The following is a 16,087-nucleotide window of genomic DNA, read 5'->3' as shown; positions in this document are numbered from 1 at the left end:
CCGGCGGCGGCTCCTCCCGTGCTCCGACCTCGACCTGCTCCTGTTGACCGAGGACCGCGGCGAGGCCGTGCGGAAGGCTGCCAGGGAGCTCCTCTACCCTCTCTGGGACGCGGGTTTGAAGGTGGGTCACCAGGTGCGCACGCGCAGGGAGCACCTGCGCGCGTGCCGCCACGACCTCGAGACGCTCACCGCCTCTCTCACCGGGCGCGCGGCGGCGGGGGACGCGGGGTACGCCTCCGCCGTGCTCGCCTCCGTCGCCGCCGAGGCGCGCCGTCGGCGCTCCAGCCTCCTGCGCGAGCTGGCCTCCCGTCCGCGCGCCGGCTCGCCGTACCTGCTCGAGCCCGACCTCAAGGAGGGTCCGGGCGGCCAGCGCGACCTCGACGAGATGGCGTGGACGGCGGCGATCCTCCTCGGCCGCCCGAGTGAGGGGCTCGAGGCCCTGGTGGAGGCAGGGTTGGCGAGCGCAGAGGACGTAGCGGAGCTGCGAGAGGCCGGCGCGGCGATCTGTGCCGCGCGCTGGCGGCTGCAGCGGCTCGGCGGAGGCGCCGTGATGACCGCCGAGGAGGCCGAGGGGCTCGGCCAGGCCGCCGATCGCGTGCAAGCGGCGCTGCCCGTCGCCGACGATGCGCTGCGCGCGGTCCGCTCCGCAGCGGCCGGAAGCGCACTGCGGGCCCTGCCGCCGGCTTCGAGGCTTCAGCCCGCGCCGGACGCCCAGGCGCTCCTCGCCGCGGTGCAGGCAGGCCGAGCCGAGGAGGTCGAGTGCTGGGCGCGGCGCGGGCACCTGGACATCCTCGTCCCCGGCTTGCGGCCGCTCATGACGCTGCGCCGGCCCGGCCTCTCGCACACGCTCACCGTGGGCGCCCACTGCGTGGCTGCCGCTTGCGCGCTGCCCGCCCTGGCCGGCGCCGACCGCTTGCTGGCACGTTCGGCCTGCGAGGCCGGAGACCTCGCGCCCGCGCTCCTCGCCGCGCTCACGCACGACGCGGGCAAGGCCCAGAGCGGTCCCGGCCACCCCGCTCGCGGCGCCCCGGCGGCGGAGCGGGCCGCGCGTGCTTGCGGGCTGACGGCGCACGAGGCGGCCTTCGCCGCGCGGCTCGTCCGCGAGCACCTGCTGCTGCCCGAGGCCGCCCTTCGCACCGACCCCGGCGACGCCCGCGCCGTCGCGGCCCTGGCGGCCCGGATCCCCGGCGAGCGCACCCTGGCGGCCCTGCACCTGCTCGCGGCCGCCGACGCGGCCGCCACCGGCCCGGGGGCGTGGACGGCCTGGCACGCGGTGCTGCTCGCCGGGCTGGTCGCGGCCGTGCGAGCCTCCCTCGCCGAGCACGCGCCGCGCGAGCCCGGGGAGGTGCCGCGCGACGCCCTGGGCGAGGAGCCCCCCGGGCGCGGCGGCTCCTGGCTCGCAGCGGCCACGCCGCGCTACCTCGCGTCCCGGTCCCCCGAGGCGGCGGCCGCCGACGCCCGCCTGGTGGCGGGGCTCCTGGCCGCCGGCAGCGGGGCGCCGCCCGTCCTCGGCGTGCATCCCGGCCCGGTGAAGGGGAGCTGGAACGTCGACGTGGCCGCGCACGACCGCCACGGCCTCTTCGCCGACGTCGCCGGTGTGTTCGCGCTCGCCGGACTCGACGTGCTGTCCGCCGCGGCCCACGGGTGGGGAGGTGTGGCGATCGACTCGTTCACCGTGCGCTCGGCCACGCTCGCCACCCCCGGCCCCGACACCTGGGCCAAGGTCGAGCGGCTGCTCGGCGCCGTGACGCGCGACCGGCTCTCGCTCGACGCCCGTCTCGAGGAGCGGCGGCGCCACTATCCTTCCCCGCCGTCCGCCTCGCCCGCGCCCTCGGTGCGCTTCGACGCCTCGGACCCGGCCCACACGCTCGTCGAGATCGAGGCCGGCGACCGCGTCGGGCTCCTCCACGACCTCGCGGCGGCGCTGTCGGACGCCGGCCTCGATGTCGCCTGGGCGAACGCCCTCGTCCAGGACGGCGTGGCGCAGGACGTCTTCAGGGTCTCCTCAGCGGACGGCTCGCACCGCGAGCCCGGCGTGCTCGGCCACGTCTCCATGCGGGTGCGCGAGCGGCTCGCAGGCCGCTAGCCGGCAGGCCGGGCGGCGACGCCCGACCCCCGCCGGCGGCGGCGCTACCCCCCGTCCAGCGCTCTCATGTGCTCGAGCAGCGCGTCGAGATCCGCGCCGGTGATGTCCCAGCGCGGCATGGTGTCCTCGAGGTCCTCGCCGCCCGGGTCCACGCCCTCCCGCACGGCGCGGGCGATGTCCTCGTCGGTCCAGGCCTCCTCGGTCTCGCCGTCCTCGGTGTGCTCGGAGGTCAACGTGGAGTAGCGGATGTCGGGAGCGTCGAAAGTCCGCCCCATCATGTAGAAGCGGCTCCCGCGTCCGTCCTCGCCGTGACACACGGCGCAGCCGCCCATCATGGCCGGGCCGAACGAGGGCTCCCTCGGTATGGGACCCTCCTCGCCCACGCCCGTGTACCAGATGCGTTCGCCCGCCGAGGAGAAGTCCCCGCCGCGCGGGAAGCGCCGGCGCGGAGCCCGTCGCGGGGCCGGGGTCCGCGTCGCCTCCTCACCGGGGCGACGGCCCTCGTCGGCCCGCGGGGCCCGCGTCGCCCGGCGAGCCTCCTCGCTCGCCAGGTACGCCCCCGCGGCCGCCGTTCCCAGGAGCCCGACGACGATCAGCGCGGCAGCGGCGACCAGCAACCCCTTGCCCTGCATCCGCCCCACCTCCTGACGCGTACCTACCCCTCAATACCCCAGGGTTCGCTTGATGCTCTCAAACTCCTCGGCTGTGATCTCGCCGGCGGCGAACCGCTCGCGCGCCACGACCATCGCCGGGTCGGTGCGCTCGTCGATCCCGCCCGGCGTCCCCGGCCGCTCGGACCCGCGCGCGAACGTCAGCACGAGCCAGGTCACGACGACCGCCGGGCCGAACAGCAGCACCGCCGCGAGCACGATGAGCAGCAGCTCCAACGCGCCGAGTTCGAACACGCGCTCGACCTCCTCCCAGGATGGGGCCGCTCCGGACTACCAGTACGTCTCGGCGCCGGCCAGCAGCTCCTTCACGACCTTCGGGTCCGCCAGCGTCGACAGGTCGCCGAACGCGTCGAGCTCGCGCTCGCCCGCGGCGGTCTTGCGCAGGATCCGGCGCAGGATCTTGCCCGAACGCGTCTTGGGGAGGTCGGACACGAACTGGACGCGGTCCGGCTTGACGATCGGGCCGATGGCCTTGCGCACGTGCCCGGTCAGGATCTTCGCGAGGTCCTCGGAGGGCACGACGCCGTCGCGCAGGACGACGTACGCGTGGATGGCCTCGCCCTTGACCGGGTGCGGGAAGCCCACGACCGCGGCCTCGCTGACCGCCTCGTGGCTCACCAGCGCGCTCTCGACCTCGGCCGTCCCGATGCGGTGCCCGGAGACGTTTATCACGTCGTCAACCCTGCCGAGCAGCCAGAAGTAGCCGTCCGCGTCGACGCGCGCGCCGTCGCCGGTGAAGTAGCGCCCCGGGAAGCGCTCGAAGTACACCTCGCGCAGCCGCTTCTTCTCCGGGTCGCCCCAGGTCCCGCGCAGCATACCCGGCCACGGGCGGTCGATGACGAGGTAGCCGCCCTCGTCGGGCGCGGCCTCGCCGCCGTCCTCACGCAGCACCTTGGGCACCACGCCGAAGTACGGCACCGTCGCCGAACCGGGCTTGAGAGGGGTGGCCCCGGGGAACGGCGTGATGACGACCCCGCCGGTCTCGGTCTGCCAGTACGTATCGATCACGGGCAGCTCGTCCCGCCCGATCGTGCGCCGGTACCACTCCCAGACCTCGGGGTTGATCGGCTCGCCCACCGTCCCGAGCACCCGCAGGCTGCTCAGGTCGTAGCGCTCGGGCCACCCGTCGCCGTGCCGCATCAGCGCTCTCAGCGCGGTGGGCGCGGTGTAGAACAGCGTGACACCATACTTCTCGACGACCTGCCAGAAGCGCCCGGGGTCGGGATAGGTGGGCACGCCCTCGAACATCAGCACGGTCGCGCCGGCGGCCAGCGGGCCGTAGACGATGTAGCTGTGCCCCGTGACCCAGCCTATGTCGGCCGTGCACCAGTAGACGTCCTCGTCGCGGTGGTCGAAGACGGTCTCGAAGCTGTGCACGGCGAAGACGAGATAGCCGCCGGTGGTGTGCAGCACGCCCTTGGGCTTGCCGGTGGACCCGCTCGTGTACAGGATGAACAGAGGGTCCTCGGCGTCCATGACCTCAGGTTCGCTCGGCTTGCGCACCTCAGGCGCCGTCACCTCCTGGTGCCACCAGGTGTCCCGGCCGGGCTCCATGTCCACCTCGCCCGCCCCTCGCTTGACCACCACGCACGCCTCGACAGACGGGCACTCGAACATGGCCTCGTCGGCGGAGACCTTCAACGCGACGCGACGGCCGCCACGCATGCCCTCGTCCGCGGTGATGAGCAGCTTGGCCTGGCAGTCCTGGATGCGCTCCTTGAGCGCGGCCGAGGAGAACCCGCCGAAGACCACCGAGTGGATCGCGCCGATCCGCGCGCACGCGAGCATCGCCACGGGAAGCTCCGGGATCATCGGCAGGTAGACCGCCACGCGGTCGCCGCGCCCGACGCCCTTCTTGCGCAGCACGTTGGCGAAGCGCGAGACCTCGTTGTGCAGCTGCTGGTAGGTGTAGGTGCGCGACGAGCCGTCGTCGCCCTCCCAGATGATCGCGGCCTTGTTGCGCCGCCACGTGTGCAGGTGCCGGTCGACGCAGTTCGCCGAGACGTTGAGCTTCCCGCCGGCGAAGAACGCGTAGTCGAGCTCCTCGAAGCCGCCCGCCGCAGCGGTGCGGAACGGCTCCGTCCACTCCACCTCGGCCAGGGCGACGTCCCGCCAGAACCCCTCGGGATCCTCCACCGAGCGGCGGTACATGTCGGTGTAGGCTTCCATCCCGCCCACGACCGCGCTCGCGGCCAGCTCCTCGGGCGGTTCGTACGCGCGCCCCTCCGCCGCGAGCCGCTCTATGCCCGCCTCCGTGCGCTCTCGGACCACCCCGGCCACCTCCCCTTCAGCTCGGGAACGGCGTCCCCTGGTATCCTTCCCCTCCGGCCCCCCAGGAGGCGCCGACGGACTCCTTCCGACAGTGTAGCGAGCCCGCGACTCGGGGACATGACTGATATAATCCGAGACTCGCTGACCGCGTGAGGGGGGCCTTCTTGCCGAGCGGGAACACCGGTGACTCGTCCGGGTCGAGCGCGGCCCGGACGCCGGGCGACCGCTACGAACTGCTGCTCGAGCGCCTCTCGTCGCTTCGCAGCGTGCTGGTGGCGTACTCGGGGGGCGTCGACTCCACTCTGCTGGCGGTCGCGGCGCACGCCGTGATGGGCTCATCCTGCCTCGCCGTGCTCGCGCTCTCCGACACCTACCCCCCGAGCGAGGCCGATTCCGCGCGCTCCACCGCCGCCGCGCTGGGCCTGCGCGTGATGGAGGTCGAGACCAACGAGTTGGCCGACCCCCGCTTCCGCGCGAACGGACCGGACCGCTGCTACCACTGTAAGAGCGAGCTCTTCGGCCTGCTCAAGACCGTTGCGGAGGTCCGCGGGCTGGAGCACGTGGCCGACGGCAGCAACGCCGACGACGACGCCGACCACCGCCCGGGGGCACGGGCGGCGGCCGAGCTGGACATCCTCACGCCCTTGCGCGACGTCGGCATGACCAAGGCCCACGTCCGCGACGTGGCACGCATGCTCGACTTGCCGAACTGGGACAAGCCCTCCATGGCGTGCCTCGCCTCGCGCTTCCCCTACGGCTGCGAGATCACCTCCGAGGACCTGGAGCGGGTGATGCTGGCCGAGGACGGGCTGCGGGCGCTGGGGCTGCGGCAGTCCCGCGTGCGCGCGCACGGCGAGGTGGCGCGCGTCGAGGTGGGCGCCGACGAGATGCAGCGCGCCTGGGAGTCCCGCGCGCAGGTCCTCGAGGCGGTGAGGGCCGGCGGCTTCCCGTACGTCGCCCTGGACCTGGAGGGCTACCGCAGCGGCAGCATGAACGACGTGCTCGCCCCCGAGGAGCGGAAGACGGCCCGCGAGGGCGCGTAGCCTAGGACAGCAGCTCGCGCACCGCGGCGCGCAGGGCGTGCGGCGTGCGCTCCGCGAGCCGGGCAGGGTCGAGCAGCGCCTCCGCGACCAGGCGCGTGGCGAAGGGCTTGGCCGCGCGCAGGATGTCGATGTCGGGGTAGAAGAGGCGGCTGCACCCTTCGACCGTCACCAACGCCTTGACGAGCAGCCCGAACCCGCGCGGTATGCGGACCCCGTGGCGGGACATGATCGACAGGAAGCCGGTGGCGAACCCCTTCACGTCCGCGGGCTCGCGCTTGAGGGTACGCGCCATCAGCGCCGCGACCCGTTCGCGCACCCGGGCCCCGATCTCCTCGGGCACCACGAGCCCGAGCTCCGCCGAGTACCGCAGCGCGCGCTCCGCGTCGCCGTAGACGGTGGCGAGCAGCACCTGCGCGACGTGCGCGCGCTGGACCGGCGCCAGCTCCCCGACGATGCCGAAGTCGAGGTACGCGATCCTCTCGTCGGGGGTCAGCAGCAGATTCGCGGGGTGCAGGTCGGCGTGGAAGCGCCCCTGCACGAGGACCTGCCTCATGAAGACCTCCGCGCCGTGCAGCGCGAGCCGGTACCCCTCCACGCCCGCACGCACGGCGTCGTCGAGCTCGGAGAGGCGCCACCCGCGCACGTACTCCATCGTCAGGACACGCCGTGTGGTGCGCGTCCACACCACGCGCGGGCAGAAGGCCACCGGGTCGTCGCGGAAGTCGAACGCGAAGCGGTCGGCGACCCGGGCCTCGTTGCGCAGGTCGACCTCGCGCCCCAGCGACGCGGCGAACTCCTCGAGCAGACCCTCGACGTCCACACGCCTGCCCACGGGCGAGCGCGCCAGCGCCGCCGTCAGGCGCCGCAGGTTCCGCAGGTCGTCCTCGATGCATTCCGCCGCCCCCGGGCGCACGACCTTCACGGCCACTTCCGCGCCGGCCGGCAGCTCCTCGCCGAAGACCGGCCGGTACGCCTCGCGCAGAGTGGCCGGATGCACCTGCGCGATCGAGGCCGAGGCGAGCGGCTCGTCGGAGAAGGTAGCGAAGAGGGCCTCCGGCTCGCGGCCGAACTCCCGGCGGATCGTCTCGCGCACGCGCGCCGCCGGCAGCGGGGCCACGCGATCCTGAAGCCGCTCCATCTCGAAGACGAGCTCCGGCGCGAAGACGTCGGGACGCACGCTCACGAGCTGCCCGAGCTTCACGAACGTCGGTCCGAGCTCTTCGAACGCCTCGCGCGTCGCCCGGGCGAACGTGGCGCGGCGCCGCGCCGCGGGCGACAGCCCGAAGCGGGAGCGGACGGCCGCGCCGGCCCACCGGCGCCCGAGCACCGCTGCGACGCGGCGCACGCGGGACCGCACCCGCTACTCCTCGGGCTCCTCGGAGGCGAGCATGCCCTCGAGCTGCGCGGCGAGCGACTCGATCCGACCCCGCAGCTCCCCGACCTCGAAGCGCAGCTCGTCGAGCCTCGCCGAGACGTCCGCCCGGCTGCCGGGCGGCTCGACCCCGCCCGCTGCGAGCGCGGCCTTCAGGCGCTCCTTCTCCGCGGCGATCGCCGCGGAGAGCCCGTCGACGAAGGCCTCCGGCCCCTGCTCCATCTCACCGGTCTCCTGCGTCTCCCCGCGTGCGACGGCGGCCTTCCATCCCTCGTCGGCCGTCTCGTGCACGAGCGCCCAAGCGGCCATGAAGCGCATGAACTCGTCGGTCACCGGAGATGCACCTCCCACCCGTCACCTTCGACGCGCCCGGGCGCGCGTCCTGCCGCTAGGTACCTCGAGGCCGGGCTCGCAGGAGCCTGAGCCCGTTCAGCGTCACCAGCAGCGACACGCCCGTGTCGGCGAAGACCGCCATCCACAGTGTGGCTATGCCGAGGACCGCCAGCACGAGCACCGCGAGCTTCACTGCGATCGACACCGCGACGTTCTGGGCGATGTTCGCGACGGTGCGGCGGCCGAGCGCCAGGAAGCCCGGCAGCGGGCCCAGCCCTTCGCGCATGAGGGCCACGTCGGCCGTCTCCAGGGCGGTGTCGCTGCCCTTGGCGCCCATCGCCACCCCGATGTCCGAGACGGCCAGCGCCGGCGCGTCGTTGACGCCGTCGCCGACCATCGCCACCGTACCGTACCGCTCCTTGAGCTCGCGCACCGCGGTCACCTTGTCCTCGGGCAGCAATCGCGCCCGGAACTCGGCCACCCCCGCGTGACGTGCCACGCCGCCGGCCGTGCGCTCGTTGTCGCCCGTGAGCATCACCACGTGCTCCACGCCTCCCGCACGAAGCCTGGCGACCACGTCGGGCGCCTCCGGGCGCACCTCGTCGGCGAGCCCGATGAGCCCGAGGGCGCGGCCCTCCGACGCGAGCACCAGAACCGTCCTGCCCTCGTCCTCCAGGCGTCCGACCGCTTCGGCGGCGGCCCCGTCCAGCGCCCCCTCCTCCTCGGCCAGCGCGCGGTTGCCCAGCGCGTACCGCTTCCCGCCGAGGACCGCCCTCACTCCGCGGCCGGGCACGTCGGCGAACTCGGTCACGCCCTCGCCGTCGCCGCCTCCGGCCGCCCGGACCACGGCGGCCGCGAGCGGGTGGGTGGAGTGCGCCTCGAGGGCGGCGGCGGTCCCGAGGATCTCGGACGGGGGCGGACCGTCAAGCGGCACGACGTCGGAGACCTGCGGGGCTCCGCGGGTGAGCGTGCCCGTCTTGTCGATGGCCACCGCCCGCACCCGCGGCGCCGTCTCCAGGAACAGGCCGCCCTTGACCAGGACGCCGTCACGGGTGGCCCGTGTGATCGCGGACACGATGGCGACGGGGGTCGAGATCACGAGCGCGCACGGGCAGGAGACCACGAGCATGACCAGCGCGCGGCGGAACCACTCGGAGAACGGGGCGGGGAAACCCAGCGCCGGCCCTGCCAGCGGAGGCACGGCCGCGATCGCGACGGCGAGGCCGACCACGGCCGGGGTGTAGTAGCGGGTGAAGCGGTCGACCAGCCGCTGGGACGGCGCGCGCTGCGCCTGGGCCTCCTCGACCATGTAGACGACGCGCGCGATCGTCGAGTCCGCGGCCTCGGCGGTCACCAGCACCTCCAAGCGCCCGGACGTGTTGAGCGTACCGGCGAACACCTCGTCGCCGATCGCCTTGTCCACCGGGACCGACTCGCCGGTGATGGGCGACTCGTCGACGGCCGAGAACCCCCCGGCCACCCGGCCGTCCAGCGCGATACGCTCCCCGGGGCGCACGAGCAGGACGTCCCCGACCGCCGCTTCCGCGGGGGCGACCTCGAACTCGCCGCCGTCCCGCCGGACGCGGGCCTTCGGCGGCGCCAGGTCCATGAGCGCCCGGATCGACGCGCGCGTACGGGCGAGCGCGCGGGACTCGAGCAGGCTGCCGACCGCGAACAGCACGACCACCGCGGCGCCTTCGTTCCACTCGCCGATCGCGGCCGCGCCGGCCACGGCCACGGTCATGAGCACGTTCATGTCGAGCGAGCGGGCCCGCACGGAAGCCAGAGCCCTGCGCGCGATCCGCGCGCCGGCGACGGCGATCGCGCCCGCGTACGCGGCGACGACCGCGCCCTCCGGCGCCCCCGACCAGGAGAGCAGCCAGCCGGCGGCGACGAGCGCGGCGCCGACGGCAACGGTGATCTCCTGGCGGTGCGAGGCCGGCCAGCCGGGACGCTCCTCCTCGGAGGGGGCCTCCGCCTCGACGTCGTAGCCGGCTGCGCGCACCGCCTCCGCCAGGGGCTCCGGACCCGTCCGTGCCGGGTCGTACACGACCCGCAGGCGGGCGGCGCCGAAGTCCGCGACGGCGTCGTGCACCCCCGGAGCGGCGCCCAGGCTCGCCTGGAGCTTCGCCGCGCAATCGGGACAGTCCAGCCCCAGCAGCCGGAACTCGGCGGTGCGGCGGCCGGCGGCCTGCTCCACGAGCTCGATGCCGTAGCCCATGCTGAGGACCATCGAGACGACCTCGTCCGTCGGGTCGGACCCGGACTCGTACTCGACGACCATCAGCCCGCTGGCGAAGACCAGGTCGGCGGAGAGCACTCCGTCGACGCGGGAGACGGACTTGTCGACCGTGCGCGCGCAGTCCGGGCAGTCCAGGCCCGTGAGCTTGAAGACGACGTGGCCGCGCTCCGACCCGATCCTCATGCCGAGGAGCTCGGTCTCGCGACGCAGCGACTCCTCCGAGACGGTCCCGGGGTCGTACGTCACGGTCACGGCCGGACCGCGCGCGTCGAGCTCGACGGTGCGGACCCCGGGCAGCGCCTCCACGGCCTCCCGCAGCGCGTGCACGCAGCCCGCGCAATGCTCGGACGAGGGCAACTCCAGCGGGATGCGGGCCGTCCGCTGCACGCTCATCGCGGAGCCGCCTCCCGACCTTCGTCGGCGTGTTCCCGGGCCTGTTCCAGCAGCGTGGCTACGTGCCGGTCGGCCAGGCGGTACACGGCGCGCTTGCCGTCGCGCGAGAAGGACACCAGCCGCCGCTCGCGCAACATCCTCAGCTGGTGGGAGACGGCCGATTGGCTCACGCCGGTGAGCGAGGCGAGGTCGCACACGCACAGGGGCTGCTGCGCCAGGGCGGCGAGTATGGTGAGCCGCGTGGCGTCCCCCAGCGCGGCGAAGAGCTCCGCCTCGTCACCGAGGCGTCGGGGGCGGAGAAGCGCACGGACACGGCGCACGGCGGGCTCGTCCACGACGCGCACGTCGCACTCCTCGAGGAGCGTCCGGTCCCGGTCATCTGAATGGCTGCTCATATGACCTGTATACCAGGAGCGGCGCGCGGTCTCAAGGGCGGTTCAGAGCGGACATCCCGGCGACAGCACGCCGAGCCCGCCGGACAAGGACAGGAGCCGTTCCCTCCCGTTCTCGCTCAGTCCGTAGCCGTCCAGTTCGGCCCGGAGAAGGGCCAGGTCGCCGAAGCCGTCCAGGAAGCCGTTGACGCGGGCCGCGGCCGTGGAGTCGCGGAACGCGCCCTCGTCGCGGAGCATCTCGGCGAACTCCCGCATCAGCTCCCGGTCGCGGCGCAGCCGGTACTTCTGGTGGTAGTCCTCGGCCACGTAGAAGCGTCGCAGCGGGGCGATCTCCGTGTACACCCGCTGCGAGGTCGCCTCCTCCACCCGGTCGCGGCTCGCCTCGGCGAGCGCCCGCTGCTCGTCCCCGTCGTAGAAGACCGCGGACATGTACTGCCGCGACCACGGCGGGGAGGTGGGCCGGTGCGCGCACCAGAAGACCTCGAGGAGGTCCTCGTACGCCACGCGGTCCGGGTCGTGATCCACCTGCAGCGTCTCGGCATGGTCGCCGATCGCGCGGTACGTGGGGTCCGGCGAGGTCCCGCCGCAGTAGCCCACCCGCGTCCGCACCACCCCCTCGATGACGCCGAACCTGGCGTCCGGGCCCCAGAATCAACCCAGGGCGAAGGTGGCGGAGCGGGTACGCTCCGGAGCCGAGGCGTCGATGGGGGGACGTGCCCGGGTCCGTCCTCCCCTGCCGAAGAGACTCACGGGCCGGCCTCCTCCTCGGGCGATCCCGCGCCTTCGCCCGCACCCGCCTGCCCGCGCGGCACGAAGCGCAACGCCAGCGAGTTCATGCAGTACCGCAGACCCGTCGGCGGCGGTCCGTCCTCGAACACGTGCCCCAGGTGCGACTCGCACCTGGCGCACACGGCCTCCGTCCGCCGCACACCCAGGGTGACGTCGGCCCTCTCGAGGACGTTCTCCGGCGCGACCGGCTCCCGGAAGCTCGGCCAGCCCGTCCCCGACTCGAACTTGGTTCGGGAGTCGAACAGGGGCAGGCCGCAGGCGAAGCAGTGATACACGCCGTCGGCGTCCAGGTCCCAGTACTCGTTGTCGAACGGCCGCTCCGTTCCGGCCCGCCTCAGCACACGGAACCGCTCCGGCGGCAGGAGCGCCCGCCACTCGTCGTCCGTTCGGATCACCTTGTCCATCCGGACCTCCGCGTCCCCGGCTTCGAGCAGTACGTACCCCGCTTTCCTTCCCCGGCCTCCGCGGGGTACAGTTGCGCCGTGGAGGACGCGGCCCGACGGCGGCCGGCGGTCGTCGGAGGACAGGTTCCTCACACGATGCGAAGGTGGGAACCGTGGACGCGAACAAGCCGATCGCGGGCCTGAGCGTACTGGTGGCCGGTGCGCTCGTGATAGCCGGAGCGATGGTCTCCGGAGCGGGTGTGTGGTACCTGCAGGGGCGCGCGACCAAGGCCGCGGAGAGCCGCTGGGCCGAAACGGAGCGCAGGGCGGCCGAGTTCGAGCGCCGGACGCTCGAGCTCGAGGCGGAGCTCGCCTCGGCGACGACGGCGCTTCGGCGAGCGGCCGCCGACCGGGCGACCGAGAAGCCGGCGGACGACACCCCCGAGGACGGGGCGCCGGCCAAGACCGAGAAGAACATCGGCTACGTCAAGAAGGTCGTCTGGGCGGGGGACGACCTCTCCCTCGTCGTGGACTACGCGGAGCTCCTGACGGGCGAGGCCGCGGCGTCCGCCCACGAGGCGGACGGCCTGGGCCCGCTCGACGGCGAGCAGTACTACATCCGCAACCGGAACACCAAGCTGCGCACCCTGCCCGTGGCGAAGGACGCCAAGACGGTGGTGTGGAGCTGGTTCTCCGAGACCGAGGAGATCGCCGCGAAGGAGATCCCGCTGGGGCGGTTCGCCGACGCGATGCCCGGAGGGGCCGCCCCCGAGCAGCGGCTGCACTCCATGCCCTACTGGTTCACCGTGTCCGCCGGTGCGGTCGTCCGGATCGAGGAGCAGTTCATCCCCTAGCGCGCCGTCGGCCTGCCGCCTCGTCCCGAGAGAAGCGCGGCCCCGCCGGAGCGGGGCCGCTGCCGTCCCTGATGTATGACCGCGTCATTCGAACGGCGAGCGCATCGCGGTCGCGACCGGAGCGGGCTCGGGCAACGGCTCGCCGTGGGGGTGCGGCTCGAGGTCCTTCAGGCCGAAGAAGTTCAGCGTCACCGGGATGTCGACGGTGGCCGACAGGTACACGTGGATCGTCGTCATGATGATGAACGCCCAGTTCAGGACATAGTGCAGCGTCCTGGCGTACCAGCCCGCGAGGTCCACGCTGCCCAACAGGCCGCCGAGCCACCAGCCCACGAGCAGGTCGCGCGGGCTGAAGCCGAAGATGAACTTCTGCGTCACGAGCGCGAAGCCGGTATACGCCTGGAGCACCATCATGCCGAGGAACAGCAGGTAGCTCATCTTCTGCATCACGTTGTACTTGGCCACATGGGGCTTCTCGTTGCTCAGGTACCCGTAGTACTTCAGCACCCCCAGGGCCGTGCTCGCATCCTTCTTCGTGATGGCGAACTCTCGCCAGTCCCGGTTCTTCGACCAGAAGGCGTACCAGACCCGCCACACGAGGTTGATCGTCACGACGATCATGAAGAAGTAGTGCGTGTAACGCATGAACACGCGCCCGCCGGAGAAGAACGGGAAGCGGATGTACATGCCGCTTATGCCGAGGAAGATAATCGAGAACATGTGCGTGGCGTGCAGGATCTTGGGCATCGCGGGGGGCGGTCCGTGGTCATGCTCCGGCCACTTGCCCTCCACCCACTTCTTGTGGAACCTGCCGGTCTTGATGTCCCAGGTGAAGTGCCACCCGAGGAACAGCCAGACCGCGATGTAGACCACCACGAAGAGGATGTCGAGCGTCACGTTGATCTGAAGCAGGTCCATCCGGCCCCTCACCCCCACGTCTCGAGTCCCCGCGCCCGGTCCGGCGGATGCTCTCCAGGTCCGCCGCGCGCGCCGGCACACAGCCCCCGCTTCGGCTCGCCATCCCCTATTTCGACGCTGCCGATGCGCTTCCTTCCCCACGGGCCGCGAGCAGAACCGCCCGCCTACCCAGGACGAGAGCGCCCGCTCGCGTCCCCGCTCGCGCGCGCGGCCGTAGCGCCCGTCCCCTCAGCGCCGCTTACGCGCGCCGTACCTGGAGCCCTTCCGGGCGCCGCTCCTCAGGCGGTCGAGCACCTGGTCCTCTGTCGAGCGCTCCACCTGCGCCCGCAACCTCACGACCTGGTCCCGTAGCCGTGCGGCGGACTCGAAGTCCAAGGCGCCCGCGGCGGCGGCCATCTCGTCCTCGAGCGTGGAGAGCAGCCGCATGACCTCCTCGCGCGACAGCCGCGCGAGCTCGCGCGCGGCCTCCTCGGCGGTGGTGTAGCCCGCGTCGGCCTCCCTCACGTACTGGACGATGTCGGCGACGGCCTTGCGGATCGTCTGCGGCTCGATGCCGTGCTCGAGGTTGTGCGCCGTCTGGAGCTCCCGGCGGCGGTCGGTCTCGCCTATGGCCGACCTCATGGAGTCGGTCACGTCATCGGCGTACATGATGACCTCCCCCGACACGTTGCGCGCGGCGCGCCCGATCGTCTGGATGAGGCTGCGGGCGTTGCGCAGGAACCCTTCCTTGTCGGCGTCAAGGATGGCCACCAGCGACACCTCGGGGAGATCGAGGCCCTCGCGCAGCAGGTTGATGCCGACGAGGCAGTCGAAGACGCCCTTGCGCAGGTCGCGCAGGATCTCGACCCGCTCCAGCGTACCGACGTCGGCGTGGATGTAGCGCGCCCTCACCCCCTGCTCGAAGAGGTAGTCGGTGAGGTCCTCGGCCATCTTCTTGGTGAGCGTGGTGACGAGGACGCGCTCCTCGCGGGCAGCGCGCTCCCGGACCTCGTGCATCAGGTCGTCTACCTGACCCTTCGTCGGGCGGACGACCACCTTCGGGTCGACCAGCCCCGTCGGCCTGATGATCTGCTCGACCACCTGGTCGGAGACGCGCAGCTCGTGATCGGCGGGCGTGGCGGAGACGTAGACGGACTGCGGCACTCGCGCCTCGAACTCGTCGAAGCGCAGCGGCCGGTTGTCCAGGGCCGAGGGCAGCCGGAAGCCGTGCTCGACCAGCGTGAGCTTGCGCGAGCGGTCTCCCTCGTACATGCCGTGCAGCTGCGGCACCGTCACGTGGCTCTCGTCGATGATGCACAGGAAGTCGCGAGGGAAGTAGTCGATGAGGCAGAACGGCGGCTCGCCCGCAGCCCGTCCGTCGAGGTGGCGCGAGTAGTTCTCGATGCCCGAGCAGAATCCCAGCGTCTCGAGCATCTCGAGGTCGTAGTTCGTGCGCATCTCGAGGCGTTGCGCCTCCAGCAGCTTGCCCTCGGCTTCGAGTCGCGCGAGGCGTTCCCCGAGCTCTTGCCGGATCGACGCGAGCGCGCTGGTCAGCTTGTCCGGCATCGTGACGTAGTGGGTCGCCGGCCACACCGGGATCGACTCGTACGCACCGAGGACCTCGCCCGTGAGCTGGTCCACCTCTGCGACGGAATCGACCTCGTCGCCGAAGAACCCGACGCGCACGGGGTGGTCGGCGTACGGCGGGAAGACGTCGACGACGTCGCCGCGGACCCGGAACGTCCCGCGCGCGAGCTCGTAGTCGTTGCGGTCGTACTGGATGCCGATCAGGCGGTGGATGAGGTCGTCGCGGTCGAGCGTGGCACCGTGCTCGAGGAACACGGCGGTACCCGCGTAGTCCTCGGGTGAACCGATCCCGTAGATGGCGGACACGCTGGCCACCACGACGACGTCGCGCCGCGACAGCAGGGAGGCGGTCGCCGCGTGACGGAGCTTCTCGACCTCCTCGTTGATCGAAGCGTCCTTCTCGATGAAGGTGTCGGTCGCGGGCACGTAGGCCTCGGGCTGGTAGTAGTCGTAGTAGCTGACGAAGTAGACCACCGCGTTGTCCGGCATGAACTCGCGCAACTCCGCCGCGAGCTGAGCGGCGAGGGTCTTGTTCGGGGCCATGACGAGCGTGGGCTTCTGAACGGCCTCGATCGTCTTGGCCATCGTGTAGGTCTTGCCTGAGCCCGTCACGCCCAGGAGCGTCTGGTACCGCATCCCCTCGCGCACGCCGCGGGCGAGGGACTCGATCGCCCCGGGCTGGTCGCCGGCGGGCTCGAACGCGGAGACGACGCGCAGGGCGCGCGCCTCGGCCGGCGCGTCGCCGGGCCCCTCCAGATGCCTGCGCCCGCCCCC

At 72.6% G+C, this 16,087-nt stretch carries 14 protein-coding genes; 3 read left to right on the top strand and 11 right to left on the bottom strand.

Annotation, left to right across the window (positions count from 1 at the left end; all coding sequences use genetic code 11):
• Window positions 1-2,086 (top strand): hypothetical protein (locus IBX62_04870; protein ID MBE0476416.1); only part of this gene is annotated, 2,086 nt, incomplete at its 5' end.
• Window positions 2,087-2,130: 44 nt separating this feature from the next.
• Here the strand turns inward: IBX62_04870 and IBX62_04865 are convergent.
• From IBX62_04865 to acs, 3 genes are all read right to left on the bottom strand, one after another.
• Window positions 2,131-2,718: a c-type cytochrome gene (locus IBX62_04865; protein MBE0476415.1), complete on the bottom strand. Its 588-nt coding sequence runs from the start codon at window positions 2,716-2,718 to the stop codon at window positions 2,131-2,133.
• A 30-nt stretch (window positions 2,719-2,748) separates the two neighbouring features.
• Window positions 2,749-2,832: an SHOCT domain-containing protein gene (locus tag IBX62_04860; protein MBE0476414.1), complete on the bottom strand. Its 84-nt coding sequence runs from the start codon at window positions 2,830-2,832 to the stop codon at window positions 2,749-2,751.
• A 195-nt stretch (window positions 2,833-3,027) separates the two neighbouring features.
• Window positions 3,028-5,367: an acetate--CoA ligase gene (gene acs / locus IBX62_04855; GenBank protein ID MBE0476413.1), complete on the bottom strand. Its 2,340-nt coding sequence runs from the start codon at window positions 5,365-5,367 to the stop codon at window positions 3,028-3,030.
• Between acs and larE the strand changes: the two genes are divergently transcribed.
• The gene (gene larE, locus IBX62_04850) at window positions 5,262-6,071 is read left to right on the top strand and encodes an ATP-dependent sacrificial sulfur transferase LarE (protein ID MBE0476412.1); all 810 of its coding nucleotides are present in this window, start codon (window positions 5,262-5,264) and stop codon (window positions 6,069-6,071) included. The two genes, acs and larE, sit on opposite strands and share 106 nt — an antisense overlap.
• Window position 6,072: 1 nt before the next feature.
• On the opposite strand, the gene IBX62_04845 is transcribed toward larE, so the two are convergent.
• The 6 genes from IBX62_04845 to msrB all read right to left on the bottom strand — a co-directional run bounded on the left by IBX62_04845 (window position 6,073) and on the right by msrB (window position 11,996).
• Window positions 6,073-7,428, bottom strand: a complete 1,356-nt coding sequence (locus IBX62_04845; GenBank protein MBE0476411.1) for an AarF/ABC1/UbiB kinase family protein — start codon at window positions 7,426-7,428, stop codon at window positions 6,073-6,075.
• Window positions 7,429-7,431: 3 nt separating this feature from the next.
• A complete protein-coding gene (locus tag IBX62_04840) occupies window positions 7,432-7,776 on the bottom strand; it encodes a hypothetical protein (GenBank protein ID MBE0476410.1) in 345 nt (114 codons plus the stop codon).
• A gap of 55 nt (window positions 7,777-7,831) precedes the next feature.
• Window positions 7,832-10,411 carry a cadmium-translocating P-type ATPase gene (gene cadA / locus IBX62_04835; protein ID MBE0476409.1) on the bottom strand — a complete coding sequence of 860 codons (2,580 nt, stop codon included), beginning with the start codon at window positions 10,409-10,411 and terminating at the stop codon, window positions 7,832-7,834.
• Window positions 10,408-10,806: a helix-turn-helix transcriptional regulator gene (locus IBX62_04830; GenBank protein ID MBE0476408.1), complete on the bottom strand. Its 399-nt coding sequence runs from the start codon at window positions 10,804-10,806 to the stop codon at window positions 10,408-10,410. The genes cadA and IBX62_04830 overlap by 4 nt, the downstream gene beginning before the upstream one ends.
• A gap of 42 nt (window positions 10,807-10,848) precedes the next feature.
• Window positions 10,849-11,412 carry a peptide-methionine (S)-S-oxide reductase gene (locus IBX62_04825; GenBank protein ID MBE0476407.1) on the bottom strand — a complete coding sequence of 188 codons (564 nt, stop codon included), beginning with the start codon at window positions 11,410-11,412 and terminating at the stop codon, window positions 10,849-10,851.
• 137 nt (window positions 11,413-11,549) lie between these two features.
• Complete coding sequence (msrB, locus tag IBX62_04820; GenBank protein MBE0476406.1) at window positions 11,550-11,996, bottom strand: peptide-methionine (R)-S-oxide reductase MsrB; 447 nt, start codon at window positions 11,994-11,996, stop codon at window positions 11,550-11,552.
• 143 nt (window positions 11,997-12,139) lie between these two features.
• Here msrB and IBX62_04815 point away from each other — a divergent pair, with 143 nt between their 5' ends.
• Window positions 12,140-12,829: a hypothetical protein gene (locus IBX62_04815; protein ID MBE0476405.1), complete on the top strand. Its 690-nt coding sequence runs from the start codon at window positions 12,140-12,142 to the stop codon at window positions 12,827-12,829.
• A gap of 84 nt (window positions 12,830-12,913) precedes the next feature.
• On the opposite strand, the gene IBX62_04810 is transcribed toward IBX62_04815, so the two are convergent.
• Window positions 12,914-13,747 carry a cytochrome b/b6 domain-containing protein gene (locus IBX62_04810; GenBank protein ID MBE0476404.1) on the bottom strand — a complete coding sequence of 278 codons (834 nt, stop codon included), beginning with the start codon at window positions 13,745-13,747 and terminating at the stop codon, window positions 12,914-12,916.
• A gap of 228 nt (window positions 13,748-13,975) precedes the next feature.
• Entirely contained in the window at window positions 13,976-16,030 is a 2,055-nt protein-coding gene (uvrB, locus tag IBX62_04805) for an excinuclease ABC subunit UvrB (protein MBE0476403.1), read from the bottom strand.
• Between the last annotated feature and the right edge of the window lie 57 nt (window positions 16,031-16,087).

The sequence above is a fragment of the Coriobacteriia bacterium genome (assembly GCA_014859305.1).
Taxonomy (GTDB): Bacteria; Actinomycetota; Coriobacteriia; order Anaerosomatales; family Kmv31; genus Kmv31.
The sequence above is the reverse complement of the archived record's forward strand: the minus strand, read 5'-3'. Positions and strand labels throughout refer to the sequence as shown.